The organism is Shewanella frigidimarina, from assembly GCF_003797125.1.
Lineage (GTDB): Bacteria > Pseudomonadota > Gammaproteobacteria > Enterobacterales > Shewanellaceae > Shewanella > Shewanella frigidimarina.
The window spans coordinates 1-23754 of record NZ_RKKE01000001.1; the positions used below are offsets into that span (position 1 = coordinate 1).

Genomic DNA, 23754 nt, shown 5'->3' on the forward strand with positions numbered 1-23754 from the left:
TAGCACTGGTGTTTAGCCTACAGACACCAATGAGTATTCACTCGATACAGAGTATAACGTATCAAATGTGTCCCATTCGTCTAGAGGCCTAGGACACCGCCCTTTCACGGCGGTAACAGGGGTTCGAATCCCCTATGGGATACCATATTTAAGATGGTTGAACATGATTCGAAACTGTTGTTTTAGAAAATGTGTTTGATGATCTATTTAGCACTGGTGTTTAGCCTACAGACACCAATGAGTATTCACTCGATACAGAGTATAACGTATCAAATGTGTCCCATTCGTCTAGAGGCCTAGGACACCGCCCTTTCACGGCGGTAACAGGGGTTCGAATCCCCTATGGGATACCATATTTTTCAAATTTTAGTTTTAGTCAGCTAGAATTTGGGGCTATAGCTCAGCTGGGAGAGCGCTTCGCTGGCAGTGAAGAGGTCCACGGTTCGATCCCGTGTAGCTCCACCAATTATTTGGTATTTAATGCATATATTGCATTAATAGATTAACCACCGGAAGGTGGTTTTTTTATGTCTAATTTTTATATATCCCTCCTTTTAATTAAGTCCATATAAACTCACATTCCTCAGCCAGCAACAAATACCATCCTCACATCACGATCAGCGCAAATGTGTGACATCCCACCCATAAAGATTTTTTTGCTGTGTGACAATCCACACATAAAATCACTCTCCTGTTTCCTTATTAAATTAAAGTTAATATATTTCATTGAGTTACAAATAATTAACATTCTGGCCTAATGCTTGCTATGTTTTATCTATCCTCATAAAGCGTTTATGGCGTACTTGTTCTGGGACAAGTCACCACCTTGAGGAAAATATAACACTAAAAAAAGGAAGTTAATTATCATGAAAAAATCTACCAGTACTTTTACACATCCGCTCAAGTCAATTGCTAAACTAGCGACTATTGCTGCTATTCTTGCAGCGAGCTTTAATGTTTTTGCTGAACCTATAGAAATTAAATTTTCGCATGTTGTTGCGGAAAATACTCCAAAAGGACAAATGGCACTTAAGTTTAAAGAATTAATTGAGCAACGTTTACCAGGTGAATATGTTGTTAACGTATTTCCTAACTCACAGTTATTTGGGGATAACAATGAGCTAGCAGCACTTCTGCTAAACGATGTGCAATTTGTGGCACCATCATTATCTAAGTTTGAGCGCTTTACCAAAAAACTACAGATTTTCGATTTACCTTTCTTGTTTGAAGATATGGCCGCAGTTGATCGTTTTCAGCAATCAGATTCAGGCCAAAAATTATTAAACGCGATGAACCGTAAAGGCCTTGTTGGTCTAGGTTATCTTCACAACGGTATGAAGCAGTTTTCTGCGAACGATCCTTTGGCATTACCAAAAGATGCGAATGGCAAAAAGTTCCGTATTATGGCATCTGACGTTATTGCAGCTCAGTTTGATGCTGTTGGTGCCATTCCAGTTAAAAAGCCCTTCTCTGAAGTGTTTACTCTGCTACAAACACGCGCTATTGATGGTCAAGAAAACACTTGGTCAAATACCTATTCAATGAAATTTTATGAGGTGCAAAGTCACATCACAGAAAGTAATCATGGCGTTTTAGATTATATGGTAGTGACCTCAAATACCTTCTGGAAAGGTCTACCCGCTGATAAACGTGCCATCTTTAAATCATCACTTGATGAAGCGATTGCTCTTGGTAATAAAATTGCTTCAGAAAAAGATAACCAAGATAGACAGGCGATTATTGATTCTAAGCGTTCAGAACTAGTCACATTAACGCCTGCTGCACGCCAGCAATGGGTTAACGCAATGAAACCAGTTTGGGCTAAGTTTGAAGATCAAATTGGTAAAGACATGATTGATGCAGCACAAGCTGCTAATACTAAATAGTCTCAACACTTGACGTGGTACTGATGCATTCTTGCATCAGTACCACCTTTTTTTATTCAAGGAGTATGACCGTGATTTCAAGACTATTTGGTTATTTTGAAGAAGGGTTCCTTAATTTATTAATTACATTAATGACGCTGCTGGTTTTTGGCGAAGTTATTGCCCGTTTCTTTTTTAATACCGGTTTTTTATGGATCCAAGAACTGACCCTTACTCTTTGTGGTTGGTTTGTACTATTTGGCATGTCCTATGGCGTGAAAGTAGGAGCACATATTGGTGTTGATGCGTTTGTGTCTAAGCTATCTGGTAAGCCACAGAAAGCGGTCGCTATCTTTGCGTGCCTGTGTTGCATTATTTACTGCGGAATGTTTTTAAAAGGAGCTTGGGACTACCTTAGCCAAATGTACCAAATTGGTATTCCAATGGAAGATATCGACTTTCCTGCATGGTTTATTCATCAATTGGATCCAGATTTTGCTTGGGAAACATTGCGCATCGATATAGAAGATGGCGCTGTTCCTATTTGGTTATCTCAAAGTATTTTAATTATCGGATTTTCAATGCTCACATGGCGTTTTATAGAATTATTTATCGCTATTTTGCGCAATAAAGCTGTTGGTTTCCAACTGGCCGATGAAGCAAAAGACAGCATGCATTTAATCGATGAAGCTGCGCTATCCACATCATCAGAACAACTAGAAAAAAATGATAAGGAAGCGAAATAATGACTATAGCAACCCTATTTATAGCTTTATTTATTTGCATGATGATTGGTATGCCTATTGCTATCGCATTAGGTTTTTCAAGCATGCTAACTATTTTGTTATATTCAAATGATTCGCTCGCTTCAATAGTTTTAAAACTGTATGAGTCGACTTCAGAACACTACACTTTATTGGCAATTCCATTCTTTATTCTATCATCGGCATTTTTGTCTACTGGTGGCGTAGCAAGACGTATTATTGACTTTGCAATGGACAGCGTAGGTCATATACGCGGTGGTCTTGCTATGGCATCGGTGATGGCTTGTATGCTGTTTGCCGCGGTATCTGGTTCATCACCTGCAACTGTGGCTGCTATTGGCTCTATTGTTATTGTTGGTATGGTACGCGCAGGTTATCCAGAAAAATTTGCCGCAGGCGTTATCACTACTTCAGGTACCTTAGGCATTTTAATTCCACCATCGATTGTAATGCTGGTTTATGCAGCTGCGACAGAAGTGTCTGCCGCTAGAATGTTTATGGCTGGTTTAATTCCAGGCTTAATGATGGGTTGTATTTTAATGTTAGCAATCTACATTGTTGCACGAATTAAAAAACTGCCTTCGCGCCCTTTCCCTGGAATAAAAGCACTAAGCATATCAAGTGCTAAAGCAATGGGTGGATTAGCACTCATTCTTATTGTACTGGGTTCAATCTACGGTGGTGTTGCCAGTCCAACTGAAGCAGCGGCCGTAGCTTGTGTGTATGCTTACTTTATTGCAGTATTTGGCTATCGGGATATTGGACCACTCAAGAATGTTGCTTGGCGAAATAAACAAGAGTCTTTAATCGTCGCCTCATTACGCAATATAGGGCACATGATGCTTGCCGTTATTAAAACTCCAACCGACAAAGAAATCCGTCATGTAGTACGTGATGGCGCTAAAGTTAGCATTATGTTGTTGTTCATTATTGCTAATGCCATGCTGTTTGCCCACGTATTAACCACCGAGCGTATTCCACATATTATTGCCGAAACGATTGTCGGATTTGGATTACCCGCATGGGGTTTTTTGATCATCGTCAACTTATTGTTATTAGCTGCGGGTAACTTTATGGAGCCTTCAGCTATTCTGTTGATTATGGCGCCAATATTATTCCCTATCGCAACCCAGTTAGGTATCGATCCTATTCACTTAGGCATCATTATGGTGGTCAATATGGAGATAGGCATGCTCACACCGCCTGTAGGGCTCAATCTGTTTGTCACAGCAGGAATAACAGGCAAAAGTATGGGGTGGGTAATTCAATCGTGCCTGCCTTGGCTGGTATTGTTACTCGGTTTCTTGATGTTGATTACCTATATCCCTCAAATTTCACTATTTTTACCTGAGTATATAGACAAATTAAACGGCTATTAGCTTGATAATTCGCGTATTATAGACGAGCCTTAATTTATTAAGGCTCGTTTTTTTACACATGCTCAATAATCATCATAACTATTACCGATTGGGAATATGCATGCTTTCATTCTCGACTACCAAAAAACGTAAAATTGTACTGAGCATCATGCTCATCATCGGGTTATTACTGACCCTAAAAGTTACGTATTGGTATTTACTTGAACAGGGCACAAAGTCCATTGCTGAACAATCTGAAAAACAAATCAATGAACTGGTAATTTTTATTGATAACGCCCTTTCACACTACGAAAATATTCCAGCAGTGCTCGCGCAAAACCCCATCTTAGAGCAAGGGTTACTTGATCAACGCAATCCTCAAACAATCGAAAAACTTAACGCTTATTTATCTGAATTACAGCAAGTTACAGAGTCGTCAGATATTTACCTTACTGATGCGCTCGGAGTTGCTATTGCCGCCAGCAATTGGGATGTACCCAACTCTTTTATAAATCATGATTATTCGTTTAGGCCCTACTTTATTGATGCTATATCAGGAAAGTCTGGACGATATTATGCAGTAGGTACCTCATCCAATAAGCGCGGATTCTACTTTGCTAATCCGGTATATCACAAGGGAGTGGTATTGGGTGTAGTGGTTGTGAAAGTTGATATAAGTTTGATTGAACAACAAAGTAGTGGCATTGCCATCGCAAGCCAATATGAGTTTATGATTAGCGATCCTGACAATATAGTGTTTCTTTCAAGCATTAATAGTTGGCGATTTAATTCATTAACGCCGCTAACACAGGCAAAACGTTTTGCACTTAATTCATCAAAACGCTATGCAAACCGGCCCATTGGTGAGCTTAGCATTACCCCTAATTTTGCCTTAGGTGAGTCAAGCACGACTCAGGTATACCAAATCTCGTCTTCTGAAGGCAAAGAGAAGTATTTAGAACGCCACCAGTTAATGCCTAATGCTAACTGGAATGTGCATATTCTAACCCCCATGAAACCGTTATATGAGTCTTTACCGCCTATTATGTTGCTAGCGGCGACACTTTACTTATTACTGGCCTTGTTTATTATTTACAGCTTAGAACGAAGAAAAAACTTTCTTCGGATGCGTCAAGCCCAAAACCTATTAGAACAACGCGTGAAAGAACGCACATTAGAGTTAGAACAAGCCAATACTCAACTTAAAGATACCCAAGACGAACTGATCCAAGCTGCAAAGCTTACGGTCATAGGCAGTCTGTCCGCCAGCATTAACCACGAACTCAATCAACCGCTAGCCGCACTACGTAGTTATGCGCAAAACACCCAAACTTTCATTGGCCGTAATATGATTGAAGATGCCAGCAGCAATATCAAAATCATGATAGAACTCACCGATAGGCTCGCAGATATTATTGGTCAGTTTAAAAGCTTTACGCGTAAATCTCAGGGTAAAGATAACGCCACCGAAATTAATCAATCGATTGAGCAAGCACTTACCATTGTTCAACCTGAAATGGACAAACAGGGCGTTAAGTTATCGCTGAAATTATTAACGGGTAAATGCCAAATATGGGGCGACAACGTGCGATTACAACAAGTGCTCGTTAATCTTATTAGTAACGCTATCGTCGCTATGCAACAATCTACCGAGCGACAATTACAAATCGAAGTCTACTGCGACAGTAAGGTCAATATAAGTATCCAAGACAGTGGTCCTGGTGTAAGAGAAAGCCAGATGAACAAAATTTTTGAACCTTACTACACCACCAGTGAGCGTCAAGGATTGGGCTTAGGGTTGTCCATCTCGCAGCGGATTATTGAGTCAATGCAAGGTTCTATTACTGTCGAGAATGCCATACCCGGTGGGGCTATTTTTCATATCATTTTGCCACTTTATTTACGCGAGGAAGTGTAAACGTGACTCAAATACAAGACATCAATAATTATCAAGTCATTATTGTTGATGATGAACCTCATATCGGTATCGTATTACAGCAATTATTTAAACTAGAGAATATCAGCGCGCTGGCGATTACGAACCCACAATATATAGCTAACCAAATAAGCGCTAACTGGCCAGGTATAGTGATTTCTGATGTCAATATGCCGCAACTCGATGGCTTAAGTTTATTGCAACAACTGAAAAAACAAGACAGTGACTTACCTGTAGTACTATTAACGGGTTTTGGTGATATCGCCATGGCGGTAGATGCACTCAAAAAAGGTGCTTACGACTTTATCGAAAAACCATTTAACAACGAACATATACTCGATGTGACCAAACGCGCATTAGATAAACGTGCGCTAACACTTGAGAACCGTAAACTTAAACGCGAACTTGAATCGCACATAGCACCTGGCCCACGTATTTTAGGCAGTAGTCCTGGTGTAATGAAAATGCGCCACCTTATTGACCAAGTGCTAGACACACCGGCAGATATCATGATTGAAGGTGAAACAGGCGCAGGTAAAGAACTGGTCGCCCGATATCTGCATGACCACAGCTATCGTAACAAAGCCAATTTTGTCGCCATTAATTGCGGTGCAATCCCTGAAAACCTCATTGAAAGTGAACTCTTTGGTGCTGAATCGGGTGCTTTCACTGGCATAGACAAACGCCGGATTGGTAAGTTTGAATATGCTAATGGTGGCACGCTACTTCTAGATGAAATAGAAAGCACTCCTATGGCTTTACAGGTTAAATTACTGCGAGTGTTGGAAGATCGTAAAGTCGAACGATTAGGATCAAATACACCGATAAATTTAGACATAAGAGTTATTGCCGCAACAAAATTAAACTTGCAACAACTGTGTGAAGAAGGGAAATTCAGACAAGATTTATTGTACCGACTTAACCTGGTGACCATTGTCATTCCTCCACTACGAGATCGCCGAGAAGACATTCCATTACTGTTTTTACATTTTGCCAGAATTGCTTCTGCTCGTTACCATAAAGCACTCATTGCATTAAATCCCCAGCAAACCATGGTGCTAACCTCTCACGACTGGCCAGGCAATGTACGCGAGTTGCGCAACTTAGCAGAGCGTTATGTATTACTGGGTGCAGAAGCCGCTTTTGCGGGCAATTTAGACAGCCACACGACTATGCACACTAGCATGTCACTTCAACAACGAGTTGAGTTCTTTGAGAGGATGTTGATTGAAGAAGCTTTAAGCCATAACAAAGGCAGTATTAAGCTAACAATGGAGCAGCTCGAATTACCGCGTAAGACCTTGTACGACAAAATGCGCAAGTTTGACTTAGACCGTAAACAATTTATCGAGAGTTAACTCGCTTTGGATACATCAATAACCTGTTGTTGATGTATCCCTAAACGCCAGATAGCCACTAAAAGCAATGCCAAAAGGCTCATCGATCCGACAACCACTCCATTCCATTCTGCTTCGTGCCAAAATAGCATTAAATAAGGCCCTCCCAGAGATGCACCAAGATAGTAGCAACATAAATACAGCGATGTTGCCTTAGCACGATGACTGGTTGCACGGATAGCTACAAACGAATTGCAACAGCTATGAGTTAAGAAAAATCCGCAAGCACTGATCAAAAAGCCCACCACAATAGCAGTCAATGTATCCACTAAGGTCAACAACGTGCCAGCGACCATCAAGCATAACGCCACCCTAAATAATGGCATCGAGCCATAGCGCATAATCCATTTTGCCGACAAATAAGAAGCGAAGGTGCCACTTGAATAACATAGAAAAATCAAGGTTGCATTAAAGCGACTTAAACCATAAGGTTCAGCCATAATATGCAATTGAATAAAGCTAAATTGATTAACCATCATCATAAATGCTAAGCCACCAATGGCATAAGCAAGGCGCATCTGCGAGTCTGACAAATGGAACATAAAGCCATCGATGTCTTGCTTTACTTTATGCATCAAAGAGACTTTTTGCTTTACCACTGGGGGCTTAATTTCTTTACGCGGCAATAAATACGTTACCAATGCCACTCCCATTAACGTTACCAAAAATATCAACCCCATAGACGACTGCCACGATAAATTTTGGGCCATTAACCCACCGAAAATTCGTCCTGCGATGCCGCCCATACTGTTGGCCATAATGTATACGGCAGCAGCTTTTAGCATAAAGGAAGGTGCCAATTGCTCTTTAAAATAGGCCATCGAAATCGCAGGAACAGCAGCAAGCAAAATACCTTGAAGTAAACGAACCCAAAGTAAGTCATCAAAAGTCTGAGCAAAAATCAACAATATATTAGATGCAGCAAGTAACCATAAACTCACCACAATAGGGGCCAACCGTCCTATCCGGTCAGATAAAACCGCATAAAAAAGTAATGAAAAAGCTAAGGTAAAACTGGTAACCGATAACACCAAAGTAGCTTGTGCGCCAGACACATCAAAATGTTCCGCTATAGACGGCAGCATACCTTGTACTGTGTACAAATTAATGTAAATCACCATAGAAGCGATGCACAAGGCCCAAATTAAACGAGTTTGCGCATGCGAACGATAAGTCTGAGATAACTCTGTCATAAACAACCTAAACAGCACATTAGGGTAGAAAACAGATTATTACCCGCCAAATAAATAGATCAATGGCGGGCATAAGAGTTTGTGAACTAGATTACGAAGTGGTTATTTAACGCGTTTCATTAACACTTGAGTGGTAAATTGACCGTTACTGATCACACGGAACTTATCATACGTTTGAAAAATAGCATTACCTTGATAAGTGATCATTGCCACAACACCGTAATCAACACCGCTTTTGACTAACTCAGCAGGTAAGGTGAATTTAAATGGAACGGGTGCTCTGGCTATATCAAAGTTTTTTTGAGAAATAATCGCCCCCGGAGTATTGAAATCAATCAATGCGATGTTAATTTTACATCCCTGTGGCAAGGCGATTTTTTCTGCATAACCTGCATAACCATTCACAATCACTGGTTTTTCAGGCTCAATCGTCACACAACCATTCAGTATGATGGCAATCAAAGTGACAACGGCGAACTGTATCCATTTCTTAATTATTAACATGTTAGCGTCCTACTTGGTCATTCTGATTAAACCTTCCTGCGTGGCAGAAGCCACAAGACGTCCTTGCTGATCAAAAAACTGCCCCTTAACAAATCCACGTCCACCGCCTGCATTGGGGCTATCAATACAGTACAAGAGCCATTCTCCCATATTAAATGGGCGATGGAACCACATGGCATGATCAATAGTGGCCATACGCATACCTGGAGTTAAAAAAGACACCCCATGGGGCTGAGTTGCTGTGGCTAAAAAATTAAAATCCGATGCGTAAGCGAGTAAATACTCTTGAATACTGTGATCCGATGGTACTTGTCCATTGGCACGTAGCCATACATACCCTTTTGCCTCTGTGGTGTTTGGCGCGATAGGATGAACTGGGTTAACTAAACGCATTTCAATCGGAGAGTCTGCCATAAATTTTTCGAGCATTTTCGCAGGTACTTTATCACGCATGGTCACGGCAAGTTCTTGCTGATTCAATAAACCTTCAGGTCCTGGCACATCAGGCATGACATCTTGATGATTAAAGCCTTCTTCAACCGTTTGGAACGAACAGGTCATATAAAAAATAGGTCGACCTTTCTGGATCGCTTTCACTCTACGCGCACTAAAGCTTCCTCCGTCGCGCATATTTTCAACATCGTAAATAATCGGCAGCTTTTCGTCACCGGCACGTAAAAAGTATGAGTGTAAAGAATGTACATGACGGTCTTCACTAACCGTTTGTTTTGCAGCACTTAACGCTTGCCCCATCACCTGGCCACCAAACACGTGCCCGAAGCCTAAATCTTGACTCTGGCCGCGAAACAGACCTAACTCAATCTTCTCAAGTGACAACAATGACAATAAATCGTTTAATACCTGACTCATAACACCTTCTCTACAACTTGGATTAACGTTAAGGTTACCTCAGTTAAGCTGATGTTTTCTAGCTTATTCTATGGTAATAGCTGAATTAAAGTCATCTTGTGACAAATCACAAAATAGTGATGCAACGCAAATATTCATATCTGCAGCCTTATTGAATATTTGGTATGCTATTAGACATAACTAATCAACAGTGCGTCTCACAATATTATGCAACCTAGCTCAATGCAATCATGGTTTATGGCTATCCGTCCTCGTACGTTACCGGCGGCAATCGGTCCATTATTAATTGGAAACATGCTCGCGATTGGGCTCGAACAATTTAGCTTACTCATCGCCTTCACCTCAATGCTATGTGCGGTATTATTGCAAATTTCAGTTAATCTCGCTAATGACTACTTTGACTTTAAGAATGGTATCGACACCGAAGAGCGTCTCGGTCCAATAAGAGTCACTCAAAGCGGCATACTTGCGCCTTCATCAGTACGAAACGCCATGATCGGTTGCCTTATTACATCACTATTAGTGGGTTCATTACTGATCGTTCACGGTGGCTGGCCCATTGCCATTCTTGCAACAGCCTCTATATTGGGCGCGTTGTGTTATAGCGGAGGCCCCTACCCACTTGCGTCACATGGATTAGGTGAAATTGCTGCATTTGTATTTTTCGGCTTAGTCGCCGTTGTTGGCAGTTACTATTTACAAGCAGGCACCACCACCATGACAGCGTGGTTACTTGGCTGTGCTATTGGCTTTTTTAATGCGGCCATCATGCTAGTCAACAATACTAGAGACATTTCTACCGACACTAAAGCAGGTAAAAATACCCTTGCGGTACGAATTGGTGAAGCACAAGCTAAAGTGTTGTACCAAAGTTTTGTCTATTTACCATTTGGTATCATTATCGCGGGATTCCTGCTCGGGTCACTCGATGGATTACCTGTATTATTATCGGGAGCATCATTAATCATTGCGCGTAATCTCAGCCGCGAATTTTACGATAACTCAGGTGAAGCATTAAATCCGATCCTTGGACAAACAGCTAAATTGACGATGATTTTTAGCGTCTTATTTAGCATTGGATTGTACTTTTCGCTGACCTAACCATTTTCCTTAGCTAAATAAAAAAGGCGCTTCATTGTAAAATGAAGCGCCTTTTTTAACGTAAGCGTAATTACACCTTAGACAAAGTGCGTTGTTTTGCACTCCAATCTAAATGGTATTTCTCACCAGCGGGCTTATCGGTGCGCTCAAAAGTATGTGAACCGAAAAAGTCGCGCTGACCTTGTAATAAATTAGCGGGTAATGTCTCACAGCGGTAACTGTCGTAATAGGCAATAGCCGAACTAATACAAGGTGCAGGAATGCCTTGCATAATAGAGGCTGCAACCGTTTTACGCCAGTTAAGGTGTTTTTGCGACAATGTCTGGCTAAAAGTGTCGGCCATTAATAAGTTTGCTAGGTTTGCATCTTCTTGATAAGCCTGAGTAATAGACTGCAAGAATGTCGCTCGAATAATACAACCCGCTCGCCAAATTTTAGCAATTTCAGCAAAATCTAAAGACCAATTTTGCTCTTTAGCATTCATCGCCATCAACTGGAAACCTTGAGCATAACAGCACACTTTAGCGCAATATAATGCATCTTCAAGGTTAGCAATAAACTCAGCTTTTTCAGCATCACTAAAACTGACTGGTGCAGGTCCTGCTAACTTCGAGCTTAACTGCATACGCAAGTTTTTCTGAGTACTCACTGCGCGTGCATAAACAGCTTCTGCAATCGTTGGCGCTGGGCAACCAATTTGCAAGCTGCTCACTGCAGTCCATAAACCAGTGCCTTTTTGGCCTGCTTTATCTAAAATCATTTCAACTAACGGCTTGCCAGTTAAGGGATCGTCTTGTTGTAAGACTTCAGCACTAATCCCCATAAGGTAACTGTTAAGAATACCTTTATTCCAACCATTGAACACATCACCGATGTCATGGGCAGACATGCCTAAGCCGTCACTGAGTAACTGGTAAGCTTCGCAAATAAGTTGCATATCCGCATATTCAATGCCGTTATGAACCATTTTAACGTAATGACCAGAACCAGCAGGACCAATATAAGTCGTACATGGCTCACCTTCGGTTACTGGATTGCCAGGCTCAAAACGCTCAATCGGTAAACCTGTTACAGAATCCACCTTAGCAGCAATGGCTTTCCAAATTGGCTCAACATAACGCCATGCTTTTTCATCTCCACTAGGCATTAGCGATGGACCAAAACGTGCACCTACTTCGCCACCAGACACTGCAGAGCTAAAGAAAACAAACTTATCTTTATAACGTGCTTCGCGTTCTACCGTATCGGTCCAAAGGCTGTTACCCGTATCAATAACGATATCATTGGCTTCAATACCAGCTTCGATTAACGATTTACACACACCGTCAACAGGCCCACCAGCAGGCACAGATAAAACAATCACTCGAGGTTCAACTAATTTAGCCAGTATTTCTGTAAGATTATTACATGACTGCATGCGCGGTGCCGTACCGGCTTTACGCTCACTTTCTTCTTGAGCCACAGCGGCGTTGACTTTTGGAGTATCTAAATCGAAAACTGCAACATGGTAGCCGTTGTCAGCAATGTTTAATGCGAGGTTCTTGCCCATAACACCAAGGCCGATAACGCCGATGTGAGATTGTTGGGTGTGGTTATTCATAGTGTATGTTTCCACAGGTCACAGAGATTAATCGCGTAGTGCGAATCCATTTGGGTGGCAATTATAGCGATTCTTGTAACTAAATTACCAGTCACAAAACGCGGAAACGCTGTTTTTTACAATGTATGCTCAATCTGTTTATTAGGAGGTAACATCTTGTCACAATAGAAAAAACCATAAAAACACTGGTTTTTTATGGTTTCGATTAAAAATCACCGCGTCTTATACTACGGTTAATTATTGAAGAGTAACATCATGTTAATTCAGTAGTTAGTGCATTAGCATAACCCATTCTAGTCAGCGCATTGCGAACAATATCCAAGGTTTGTGGGTCTTCAATCGTTGCTGGCATGGTGTACTCTTGATTGTCAGCAATTTTACGCATTGTGGCGCGTAATATTTTTCCAGAGCGAGTTTTAGGCAACTTTTGCACAGCACTGACTAGCCTAAATGAAGCCACTGGGCCAATTTCATGACGAACTAGTGCAAGTAACTCTTTATAAAGAGCTTCATCTGATAAGGTAACGCCATTTTTAAGAACCACTAATCCAAGGGGCACCTGGCCTTTCAGTTTATCTTGCACACCAATTACCGCAGCCTCAGCAACGGCTTCATGCTGACATAAGACCTCTTCAAATCGACCGGTAGATAATCGGTGTCCGGCAACATTTATGATGTCATCAATTCTGCTCATAATGTATAAATAACCATCTTCATCGACGTAACCAGCATCTCCAGTTAAGTAATAACCAGGGTACATAGACAAGTAACTGTCAATATAGCGTTTATCATTTTGCCACAAGGTCGTTAATGTGCCTGGTGGTAAAGGCTGCTTTATCACCACATTACCACTTTCATTAGAAGCCACTTGTTGCCCCATAGCATCAAGAATCTCCACTTGGTATCCAGGTACTGCGCGCGCAGGCGATCCGGCTTTAATCTCTATCGGATCGGTGCCCATCAAATTTGCCGCGACTGGCCAACCGGTTTCGGTTTGCCACCAATGATCAATTACAGGTTTACCTAACTGCTGCTGACTCCAATTTAAGGTGTCAGGATCGCAACGCTCCCCCGCTAAATACATTTGCTTCAGACAAGTTAAATCAAATTGTTTAATAAACTCGCCGTCAGGATCTTCTCGTTTTATGGCACGAATAGCTGTGGGGGCGGTAAAAAAGCTACGAACATTTTTTTGCTCGATAATACGCCAAAATGCACCGGCATCGGGAGTACCAATAGGCTTACCTTCGTACATTATGGTCGTCGCACCCACAAGCAATGGCCCATAAACAATATATGAATGCCCTACCACCCAGCCAACATCAGATGCCGCCCAAAAAACATCGCCAACACCAATGTCATAAATGTGTTTCATCGACCATGCTAATGCGACTGCATGGCCACCATTATCACGTACTACACCTTTAGGTTGGCCAGTGGTACCAGAGGTATATAAAACATATAAAGGATCGGTCGCATCGAGCGACACGCAATCAGCGTCAGGCGCACCCACCAGTGAACTGTACCAATCCAGATCTCTTGGTGACTGTAGTTGTGCTTGATATTCAGTACGATTTAAAATAATGCAGTGATCGACTTGATGTTGTGCTTGAGATAATGCGTCATCGAGTAAAGGCTTATACGGTACGACACCAGAAGGCTCAATACCGCATGAAGCAGACAGAATTAACTTGGGTTTTGCATCGTTAATACGAGTCGAAAGCTCATTGGCGGCAAAACCACCAAATACCACAGAATGAATTGCACCAATCCGTGCACATGCCAGCATGGCATAGGCGGTTTCTGGCACCATTGGCATATAAATAACCACTCGGTCGCCTTTTTCGACGCCAAGAGACACCATCAATCCAGCCAAGCGTTTAACTTGAGCCAACACAGATTGATAGCTAATAGAGTATTCGTTTTGCGTCACAGGACTAATATAGTGAATTGCAGTTTGCTCGCCTCGCCCAGCTAATACATGGCGATCAACGGCATTGAAGCAGGTGTTCATCTTACCATCAGCAAACCAACGATAAAACGGTTTGTCGCTGTCATCTAATACCTTTTTTGGCGCAACATCCCAATGAATGGATTTTGCCGCTTGTTGCCAAAATACTTCAGGCTCGGCTATCGATTGTGCGTGCATTGATAGTCCTAACTCAGCCATATTGTTCTCCGTTAATCAGCATTTATTAAATTGATTATGAGCAGAATTTATCAAATAGCCCTATTAGACCAAGGGATAATAGCGTTACATAATGCGAGAAATACCTTTAATTTCAATCGAGTGTTTAACTTAAGCAGAACAAATGACAAATATAAAAAAATACAAAACAGAACAGATGGTTAAGGTATAATTATGGTATAAGTGGCAAGCAAAATTAACACAATATCCACAGTTTAAAAGCTGAAACAACCGCACCAAACTTTACCTTTACGTAAACTTCATATATCTTGCATCAAAAGAAACACTTTTGGTGACATGATGAGCACAACCCACATTCCTCAATCAACATATTCAATCAGTGACTTATCAAAAGAATTTGATATCACCACCCGCAGTATTCGTTTTTACGAAGACCAAGGCTTGATTAAACCTAAGCGTCGCGGGCAAACCCGAATTTACAGCCTGAAAGACCGAGTGCGTTTAAAACTTATTTTACGCGGCAAACGCCTTGGATTTTCTTTAGCAGAAACACGACGTTTATTTGAACTTTACGACGCGGATAAAAGCAGCTCAACTCAACTACAAACTATGCTTGATTTAGTGAACGAGAAAAAATCAGCTCTTCAACAACAAATGGACGACATTAAAGTCGTGCTAATGGAGCTAAATTCAGCCGAACAACAGTGCAAAGCGGCATTAGCCGACAATTCGACTAAGAAAGCCAAATAACTACAAAAAATAACTGGCTGACTCAATTCAGCCAATAGCTTTGCCCCACTGCCAAAAACGCAACCATAAAGCGTTGGCAGCAAATGTTTTACCAGACCATAAAAAATTAAACAGGACACATGAAAATGAGCGATTTATATACCAGTTTAAACTTCGGTTTAGGTGAAGATGTTGACATGTTACGTGACGCCGTTCGTGGTTTTGCCGCCAACGAAATTGCCCCCATGGCCGCCCAAGTCGATATCGACAATGAGTTCCCTAATCAGTTATGGCCAGTACTTGGCGAGATGGGTTTATTAGGTGTTACTGTTGATGAGCAATATGGCGGCGCTAACATGGGCTATCTTGCTCACGTTGTCGCAATGGAAGAAATCTCCCGCGCATCAGCCTCTATTGGGTTAAGTTATGGTGCTCACTCAAACTTATGTGTGAACCAAATTAACCGTAACGGTAATGACGCTCAAAAAGCTAAATACTTACCAAAGCTTGTCAGTGGCGAACACATTGGTGCACTTGCCATGAGCGAACCCAATGCCGGTTCTGATGTAGTGTCAATGAAACTGCATGCTCGCAAAGAAGGCGATCGTTACATCCTTAACGGCAATAAAATGTGGATCACTAACGGGCCTGATGCCCATACCTATGTTATTTACGCCAAGACCAACTTAGAAAAAGGCGCTCATGGCATTACCGCATTTATCGTTGAGCGTGGATCGAAAGGATTTAGCCAAGCACAAAAACTCGACAAGCTAGGTATGCGCGGTTCGAACACCTGTGAATTGGTGTTTGAAGACTGCGAGGTGCCAGAAGAAAACATCTTAGGCGGCCTCAATAATGGCGTAAAAGTGTTAATGAGTGGCCTTGATTATGAACGTGTAGTGTTGTCTGGTGGCCCATTAGGCATTATGTCTGCTTGTATGGACATAGTGGTGCCATACATTCATGAACGCGAACAGTTTGGTAAGTCAATTGGTCAATTCCAACTAGTGCAAGGCAAGTTAGCCGATATGTACACGGGTATGAACGCTGCCCGCGCTTATGTTTACAGTGTGGCTAAATCTTGTGACCGTGGTGAAACCACTCGTAAAGATGCCGCTGGCGCTATTTTGTACAGTGCAGAACTTGCCACTAAAATGGCCTTAGATGCCATTCAATTACTGGGCGGAAATGGCTATGTGAATGAATACGCAACTGGCCGTTTATTACGTGATGCTAAGCTTTACGAAATTGGTGCAGGCACCTCTGAAATTCGCCGCATGTTAATTGGTCGCGAATTGTTTAACGAGTCAAAGTAACTAGCATTCCAGTACGAAGGCGGCATATCAAGCGTGTCATGTCGCCTTAATCAAGCCCCCTATTTTTTGCTTCATTAAGGATATAGAAATGACGCAACTGAGCAGCCGTATCAATCCTCGCAGTGACGAATTTAAAGCCAAGTCAGACAGCATGGCGTTATTGGTCGATGATCTTCAACAAAAACTAAATAAAATCGAACAAGGTGGCGGCCCTGTCGCATTAGAACGCCATTTATCTCGTGGTAAATTATTGCCACGCCAGCGCGTTGAAAAGCTGCTCGACCCGGGTTCACCCTTCTTAGAAATATCGCAATTTGCCGCTTACGAAGTCTATGACGAAGAAGTTCCAGCCGCTGGTGTCATTGCTGGTATCGGCCGCGTCAGTGGTGTTGAGTGCATGATTATCGCCAACGACGCCACCGTAAAAGGCGGCACTTACTACCCGATTACCGTTAAAAAGCATTTACGTGCCCAAGACATTGCCAACCGTTGCCACTTACCGTGTATCTACTTAGTCGATTCAGGCGGCGCTAATTTACCCCGCCAAGATGAAGTATTTCCAGATCGCGATCATTTCGGCCGAATTTTTTATAACCAAGCGCAAATGTCAGCCAAAGGTATTCCGCAAATTGCTGTCGTCATGGGTTTGTGTACCGCAGGCGGCGCCTACGTTCCTGCAATGGCCGATGAGTCTATTATTGTTAAAGATCAAGGCACCATCTTTTTAGCCGGACCTCCATTAGTGAAAGCAGCGACAGGTGAAGAAGTCAGTGCAGAAGAACTTGGCGGTGCAGAAGTTCACACTAAAATATCGGGTGTTGCCGATCATTTAGCGCAAAATGACGACCACGCGCTTGAACTCGCTCGCCGTGCAGTACTGCGTCTTAATCATCAAAAAGAAATCAAAAGCTTATTAAGCCCAGTCAAACCACCTAAGTTCGATATCCATGAATTGTACGGCATTGTTGGTACCGATCTTAAAAAGCCGTTTGACGTAAAAGAAGTCATTGCCCGTGTGGTTGATGACTCTGACTTTGACGAATTTAAAGCCAACTACGGTGCAACCTTAGTGTGTGGTTTTGCACGTATACATGGTTATCCAGTAGGAATTGTGGCCAATAACGGCATTTTGTTTTCGGAATCGGCCCAAAAAGGCGCTCACTTCATTGAGCTATGTTGCCAACGTAAAATTCCGCTGTTATTCCTGCAAAACATTACCGGCTTTATGGTGGGTAAAAAATACGAACACGAAGGCATTGCAAAACATGGCGCCAAAATGGTGACCGCGGTTTCTTGCGCCAACGTGCCTAAGTTTACCGTGATTATCGGTGGCAGTTATGGCGCAGGTAACTACGGCATGTGTGGCCGCGCATTCGAACCGACCATGATGTGGATGTGGCCAAACGCCCGTATTTCGGTAATGGGCGGCGAACAAGCTGCTGGCGTATTAGCCACAGTGCGCCGCGATGGTTTAGCTCGTAAAGGGGTCGAATGGTCAGCAGAAGATGAACAAGCCTTCCGTAAACCAATTGTTGAGCAATACGAAAAAGAAGGTCATCCGTATCATGCCAGTGCCCGACTTTGGGATGATGGCATTATTGATCCGGCACAAACGCGCGACGTGGTCGGCTTAGCCTTATCGGCAGCATTAAATGCTCCTATTGAAGATACCCGCTTTGGGGTGTTCCGCATGTAATTGTGCGGTTAATTCAGCTAATTAAGGAGTAATAAATAATGTTATCAAACCAATATAAGTTCATTGAATGCCGCCTAGAACAAGGGGTGGCAGAGCTCATTTTAAACCGAGTTGAAGTACATAATGCCTTTGATGAAGTGATGATTAGCGAGATGATCCAGGCTATCGAACACTTTGCCAAAGACAGTCAATGCAATATGTTGATATTACGTGCTAATGGCAAAAACTTCAGTGCTGGCGCCGACCTCAATTGGATGCGCAAACAAGCACTGATGGACTTTGACCAAAACCTGACTGATGCCCACCAGCTTGCCAAGCTGATGCACGTGTTAGACAAGTTCCCAAAACCAACTATTGCCTTAGTACAAGGCGCAGCCTTTGGTGGTGCATTAGGGCTGATTTGCTGCTGCGATATCGCCATTGCTAACACCCGTTCAAGCTTTTGTTTAAGCGAAGTGAAGCTAGGGCTTATCCCTGCTGTGATAAGTCCGTATGTGATTCGTGCCATGGGTAATCGCCAATCACGCCGCTTTATGCTGACCGCTGAACGCTTTAGTGCTGATGTTGCCTTAACTCATCAAGTTATTCACGAAATTAACGACGACTTAGATGCAGCGGCGGCTCCTTTTATCACCGCATTTAATGCCAACAGTCCTCAGGGCATGGCATGGGCAAAAAATCTCGTATCGCATTTAGAAAACGGCGTGATTGACGACGCTACGCTCAATTTTACCAGCGAGCAAATTGCTCGGATTCGTGTATCAGATGAAGGTCAAGAAGGCCTTAATGCTTTCTTTGAAAAACGTACGCCAACATGGCAAACCGCTAAATCTGATCCACAAGGAGCCCAATAATGTTTACCAAATTACTGATTGCTAACCGTGGTGAAATTGCTTGCCGTATTATTAAAACGGCTCAAACCATGGGTGTTCGCACCATAGCCCTTTATTCCGATGCTGACAAAGATGCCCGCCATGTAGCCATGGCAGATGAATCGTTTTATCTAGGTGGCAGCGCCCCAGCGGACTCATATTTAAAAGCTGATTTAATTATCGAGATAGCTAAAAAATCGGGCGCGGAAGCCATTCACCCTGGTTATGGTTTTTTGTCTGAAAATGCCGAGTTTGCTCGTAAATGTGAGCAAAATGGTATCGCCTTTATCGGCCCTGGCAGTGATGCTATCGATTCGATGGGCAGTAAAAGTGCCGCTAAAGAAATCATGTCAAAAGCCAATGTGCCCTTAGTGCCGGGTTATCATGGCGACGATCAAACGGATGCTACGTTAATAGCAGAAGCCAAAGCTGTTGGCTTCCCGTTACTGATTAAAGCTGCCTATGGTGGTGGTGGTAAAGGAATGCGCATCGTTGAAAACGACGGTGAAATTCTTGAAGCTATTAAATCAGCACGTCGTGAAGCCAGCTCGTCATTTGGCAATGACAAACTGTTAATGGAACGCTACCTACGTCAACCACGTCATGTTGAAGTGCAAGTGTTTGCCGACACTCAAGGCAACGCTATTTACTTATCTGATCGTGACTGCTCAATTCAACGTCGCCATCAAAAAGTGGTTGAAGAAGCACCAGCCCCCGGTTTGTCAGACGAACTACGAGCTCAAATGGGGAACGCCGCCGTTGCTGCCGCCAAAGCCATTGATTATGTTGGCGCAGGCACCGTTGAGTTTTTACTGGATACCGACAACAGCTTCTACTTCATGGAAATGAACACCCGTTTGCAAGTAGAGCACCCTGTTACCGAAATGGTGACTGGCCAAGACTTAGTAAAATGGCAGCTAGTTGTCGCCAGTGGTGGTGAATTACCGCTGCGCCAAGATGAAGTGCGTATTCATGGTCATTCATTTGAAGTGCGAATTTACGCTGAAGATCCGCAAAACGAATTTTTACCTGCCAGCGGTAAGCTCAATTTTTTACGTGAACCAGAACAAAATCGTCACGTGCGTATCGATTCAGGTATTCGTGAAAACGATGTCATCAGTAACTTTTATGACCCTATGATCGCCAAGCTGATTGTGTGGGATGAGTCGCGCCCTCGCGCACTACAACGTTTAGTACACGCACTTGAGTCATACCAAATCAGTGGCCTTAAACATAACATCGAGTTTTTAGCCAACATTGCTGAACACCCAGCTTTTGCTGCGGCAGACTTCTGTACTGACTTTATTGAGCGTTATGGCGACACCTTAATTGGTGACGCTGCTATTGAAGCAGATACCGCGTTAGCACTAGCAGGACTTTTCCAAGTGTTGTCACGTAAACAAGCGGCAAAAGCGTTGGCCATAAACAGTGCTGACCCGTATTCACCTTGGGGCCTAGTGAGCGGCTTTAGACTAAACAGTTCAAGCGTGCATCGTGTGTCGTTATTAACTGACGCATCCGCCGAAGTACAACAGCATGACTTGCTACTGACTGCCGTTGGCGAACAATATCAATTGTGTTTACATGACCAAATGTTGACGTTAGCGGGTGAACTTAAAGCCGATTTACTCCTAGCTGAGATTAATGGCCATAAGAGCAAAATCCCTGTAAGCCATCAAGGCGATGACTTTACGCTCTTTTTACCTTCTGGCAGTTATCACTTTAAAGCCATATTGGCTCAAGTGATTGAAGAAGTGATTAACCATGCAGATAAGCTTAAAGCACCAATGAATGGCACTGTTGTGACTCATTTAGTGGAAGTGGGCGAACAAGTCAAAGCGGGCCAAGGTTTATTAGTGATGGAAGCCATGAAAATGGAATACACCATCGAAGCGCCGTTTGATGGCGTGGTGAGCGAGTTTTATTTCCAAAGCGGTGAGCTTGTCAGTGACGGTGCACAATTATTAAACGTTGAACCATTAGCCTCTGAAGCTAACGTCGAGGAAGCGTAAATGTTACCGACTAAAGTGAGCATTTTTGAAGTCGGCGCGCGTGACGGTTTACAAAACGAAGTGCCGGTGACCACTGCAGACAAACTCACGCTAATCACACAACTTGGTGATGCAGGTATTAAGCGTATTGAAGCAGGCAGCTTTGTGTCACCCAAATGGGTGCCACAAATGGCCGATTCCGATGCCGTATTACAGCAAATCAAACGACAAGCTGGTGTGGTTTACAGTGCATTAACACCTAACCTAAAAGGGTTTGAACTAGCCCTTGCTGCAGGTGCGGACGAAGTGGCTATTTTTGGCGCAGCATCAGAAAGCTTCAGTCAAAAAAATATTAATTGCTCAATCGATGAGTCAATCGAGCGCTTTATTCCGTTAATGGAAGCCGCCAAACAACATGGGATTGCAGTGCGTGGCTACGTGTCTTGTGTACTCGGTTGTCCGTACGAAGGCGACATTGCAGTGAGTGAAGTCGCTAGAGTATCAGAGATCCTTTTCCAGATGGGTTGCTACGAAATCTCATTAGGCGACACCATCGGCGTTGGCACTCCCAATAAAGCCCGGCAAATGGTTGAGGCTGTCGCCAAAGTGGTTCCTGTTGATAAGTTAGCTTTGCATTTTCACGACACATACGGCCAAGCGTTAGCCAACATACTTGCCTGCCTTGAAACCGGTGTCAGCGTGTTTGATGCTTCAGTTGCTGGTCTTGGTGGTTGTCCATATGCAAAAGGGGCATCGGGCAATCTCGCCACAGAAGATTTGGTGTATATGCTTCATGGCATGGGGATTGATACCGGTATTGACCTCGCTAAGCTTGCACTGGCGGGCGATACCATTAGCCACGCATTAGGCCGAAGTAATGGGTCTAAAGTGGCAAATGCAATCAGAACATAATCACATATACTCACAGGGGTGAGGCAAATCGCTTGCCCTTGGAACATAACAAATAAGGACAACAAGATGGCAGGATTCAATAAAGTCGTCCACAGCTATGAAGAAGCACTAGCAGGACTGAATGACAACATGACCATTATGGTCGGCGGATTTGGTTTATGTGGTATTCCTGAAGGTTTAATTAACCACATGGTTAAATTGGGTGTAAAAGGCTTAACCGCTATTTCAAACAACGCTGGCGTTGATGATTTTGGTTTAGGTTTATTACTTAAACAACATCAAATTTCGACCATGATAGCCTCTTATGTTGGCGAAAATGCCACCTTTGAACAACAAATGTTGTCTGGTGAGCTTAATGTGATACTCACGCCACAAGGCACATTGGCTGAAAAAATTCGTGCTGGCGGCGCGGGTATTCCGGCATTTTTCACCGCGACAGGTTACGGAACGCCGATTGCTGACGGAAAAGAAACCCGTGAAATTAAAGGTCGTCACTACGTATTAGAAGAATCATTAACGGCAGATTTTGCCTTAGTTCGCGCCTGGAAAGCCGACACCATGGGTAATTTGGTGTTTCGCAAAACCGCCGCTAACTTCAATCCAATGATGGCCACCGCAGGTAAAATTACCGTGGTTGAAGCTGAAGAGATTGTTGAACCAGGTGAGTTAGATCCAAACCATATTCATACACCGGGTATATATGTTGATCGCGTTATCAAAGCCAGCTTTGAGAAACGAATTGAGCAACGTACCGTCAAAGCTGCGAAATAAGGGAGACAACACCATGGCACTGACCAGAGAACAACTCGCCCAGCGCGTAGCAAAAGAATTACAAGACGGTTTTTACGTTAATTTAGGTATTGGGATCCCTACCCTTGTGGCTAACTATATTCCTCAAGGCATGCAAGTGATGCTGCAATCTGAAAACGGTTTACTCGGCATGGGCGAGTTTCCGACAGAAGAAAACATTGATGCCGACCTTATCAACGCCGGCAAACAAACGGTTACCGCAGTGGCTGGCGCGTCATTCTTTTCATCAGCAGAAAGCTTTGCGATGATCCGTGGCGGCCACGTAGATCTCACCGTGTTAGGCGCATTTGAAGTTGATGTTAACGGCTCTATCGCCTCATGGATGATCCCAGGAAAACTGATTAAAGGCATGGGCGGTGCAATGGATTTAGTCGCTGGCGCTGACAACATTATTGTCACCATGATGCATGCAGACAAATACGGCAACTCAAAGTTATTGTCAAAATGCGAACTGCCATTGACGGGTTATGGTTGCATTAAACGCGTAATGACAGATTTGGCCTTTATGGAAATTAAAGATGGCGCTTTCCATTTACTTGAACGTGCCCCTGGCGTGTCTGTTGAAGAAATCGTCACAAAAACAGCTGGTAAGTTAGTGGTACCAGACCATGTGCCAGAAATGACTTTTTAATTAATCTTAAATGGTTAATATAACAAAGCCCGCCACTCTGGATATACTCAGTAATGCGGG

At 43.0% G+C, this 23754-nt stretch carries 19 protein-coding genes and 3 tRNA genes; 17 read left to right on the plus strand and 5 right to left on the minus strand.

Annotated elements, in window-relative coordinates; all coding sequences use genetic code 11:
* Nucleotides 1–69: 69 nt before the first annotated feature.
* The 8 genes from EGC86_RS00005 to EGC86_RS00040 all read left to right on the plus strand — a co-directional run bounded on the left by EGC86_RS00005 (nt 70) and on the right by EGC86_RS00040 (nt 7281).
* Nucleotides 70–145 (plus strand) — tRNA-Glu (locus EGC86_RS00005).
* Between the two features lie 132 nt (nt 146–277).
* Nucleotides 278–353 (plus strand) — tRNA-Glu (locus tag EGC86_RS00010).
* A gap of 36 nt (nt 354–389) precedes the next feature.
* Nucleotides 390–465 (plus strand) — tRNA-Ala (locus tag EGC86_RS00015).
* A gap of 401 nt (nt 466–866) precedes the next feature.
* Complete coding sequence (locus tag EGC86_RS00020) at nt 867–1886, plus strand: TRAP transporter substrate-binding protein (RefSeq protein ID WP_123776238.1); 1020 nt, start codon at nt 867–869, stop codon at nt 1884–1886.
* A gap of 65 nt (nt 1887–1951) precedes the next feature.
* A complete protein-coding gene (locus EGC86_RS00025; RefSeq protein ID WP_041413121.1) occupies nt 1952–2611 on the plus strand; it encodes a TRAP transporter small permease in 660 nt (219 codons plus the stop codon).
* Nucleotides 2611–4008, plus strand: a complete 1398-nt coding sequence (locus EGC86_RS00030) for a TRAP transporter large permease (RefSeq protein ID WP_123776239.1) — start codon at nt 2611–2613, stop codon at nt 4006–4008. The genes EGC86_RS00025 and EGC86_RS00030 overlap by 1 nt, the downstream gene beginning before the upstream one ends.
* Before the next feature lie 100 nt (nt 4009–4108).
* Complete coding sequence (locus tag EGC86_RS00035) at nt 4109–5905, plus strand: sensor histidine kinase (protein WP_123776240.1); 1797 nt, start codon at nt 4109–4111, stop codon at nt 5903–5905.
* 2 nt (nt 5906–5907) lie between these two features.
* Entirely contained in the window at nt 5908–7281 is a 1374-nt protein-coding gene (locus tag EGC86_RS00040) for a sigma-54-dependent transcriptional regulator (RefSeq protein ID WP_123776241.1), read from the plus strand.
* On the opposite strand, the gene EGC86_RS00045 is transcribed toward EGC86_RS00040, so the two are convergent.
* The 3 genes from EGC86_RS00045 to tesB form a co-directional block, all read right to left on the minus strand.
* A complete protein-coding gene (locus tag EGC86_RS00045) occupies nt 7278–8513 on the minus strand; it encodes an MFS transporter (protein WP_059744391.1) in 1236 nt (411 codons plus the stop codon). The two genes, EGC86_RS00040 and EGC86_RS00045, sit on opposite strands and share 4 nt — an antisense overlap.
* 102 nt (nt 8514–8615) lie before the next feature.
* A complete protein-coding gene (locus EGC86_RS00050) occupies nt 8616–9017 on the minus strand; it encodes a YbaY family lipoprotein (protein ID WP_123776242.1) in 402 nt (133 codons plus the stop codon).
* Between the two features lie 9 nt (nt 9018–9026).
* Nucleotides 9027–9887, minus strand: coding sequence for an acyl-CoA thioesterase II (tesB, locus tag EGC86_RS00055; RefSeq protein WP_011638171.1), 861 nt, complete (start codon nt 9885–9887; stop codon nt 9027–9029).
* Nucleotides 9888–10094: 207 nt separating this feature from the next.
* On the opposite strand from tesB, the gene EGC86_RS00060 reads away from it, so the two are divergent.
* On the plus strand, nt 10095–10988 hold the full coding sequence (locus tag EGC86_RS00060) for a 1,4-dihydroxy-2-naphthoate polyprenyltransferase (RefSeq protein ID WP_123776243.1): 894 nt from the start codon (nt 10095–10097) through the stop codon (nt 10986–10988).
* A gap of 70 nt (nt 10989–11058) precedes the next feature.
* Here the strand turns inward: EGC86_RS00060 and gndA are convergent, their stop codons facing one another.
* Together gndA and EGC86_RS00070 are read right to left on the minus strand one after the other, a co-directional pair.
* Nucleotides 11059–12588 carry an NADP-dependent phosphogluconate dehydrogenase gene (gene gndA, locus EGC86_RS00065; protein WP_123776244.1) on the minus strand — a complete coding sequence of 510 codons (1530 nt, stop codon included), beginning with the start codon at nt 12586–12588 and terminating at the stop codon, nt 11059–11061.
* Between the two features lie 253 nt (nt 12589–12841).
* The gene (locus EGC86_RS00070; RefSeq protein WP_123776245.1) at nt 12842–14758 is read right to left on the minus strand and encodes a propionyl-CoA synthetase; all 1917 of its coding nucleotides are present in this window, start codon (nt 14756–14758) and stop codon (nt 12842–12844) included.
* Between the two features lie 318 nt (nt 14759–15076).
* Here EGC86_RS00070 and EGC86_RS00075 point away from each other — a divergent pair, with 318 nt between their 5' ends.
* The 8 genes from EGC86_RS00075 (at nt 15077) to EGC86_RS00110 (ending at nt 23694) form a co-directional block, all read left to right on the plus strand.
* Nucleotides 15077–15487, plus strand: coding sequence for a MerR family transcriptional regulator (locus tag EGC86_RS00075; protein ID WP_011638175.1), 411 nt, complete (start codon nt 15077–15079; stop codon nt 15485–15487).
* Nucleotides 15488–15612: 125 nt separating this feature from the next.
* Nucleotides 15613–16782 (plus strand): isovaleryl-CoA dehydrogenase, encoded by a 1170-nt coding sequence (locus EGC86_RS00080; protein WP_123776246.1) that lies wholly within the window; start codon nt 15613–15615, stop codon nt 16780–16782.
* An 88-nt stretch (nt 16783–16870) separates the two neighbouring features.
* Nucleotides 16871–18478, plus strand: coding sequence for a carboxyl transferase domain-containing protein (locus tag EGC86_RS00085; protein WP_123776247.1), 1608 nt, complete (start codon nt 16871–16873; stop codon nt 18476–18478).
* 38 nt (nt 18479–18516) lie between these two features.
* A complete protein-coding gene (locus EGC86_RS00090; protein WP_123776248.1) occupies nt 18517–19332 on the plus strand; it encodes an enoyl-CoA hydratase-related protein in 816 nt (271 codons plus the stop codon).
* On the plus strand, nt 19332–21362 hold the full coding sequence (locus tag EGC86_RS00095) for an acetyl/propionyl/methylcrotonyl-CoA carboxylase subunit alpha (protein WP_123776249.1): 2031 nt from the start codon (nt 19332–19334) through the stop codon (nt 21360–21362). Before EGC86_RS00090 ends, EGC86_RS00095 begins: the two co-directional genes overlap by 1 nt.
* A complete protein-coding gene (locus tag EGC86_RS00100) occupies nt 21363–22253 on the plus strand; it encodes a hydroxymethylglutaryl-CoA lyase (protein WP_123776250.1) in 891 nt (296 codons plus the stop codon).
* A 66-nt stretch (nt 22254–22319) separates the two neighbouring features.
* Nucleotides 22320–23024 carry a CoA transferase subunit A gene (locus tag EGC86_RS00105; protein ID WP_123776251.1) on the plus strand — a complete coding sequence of 235 codons (705 nt, stop codon included), beginning with the start codon at nt 22320–22322 and terminating at the stop codon, nt 23022–23024.
* Between the two features lie 13 nt (nt 23025–23037).
* Nucleotides 23038–23694, plus strand: a complete 657-nt coding sequence (locus tag EGC86_RS00110; RefSeq protein ID WP_123776252.1) for a 3-oxoacid CoA-transferase subunit B — start codon at nt 23038–23040, stop codon at nt 23692–23694.
* Nucleotides 23695–23754: the final 60 nt, after the last annotated feature.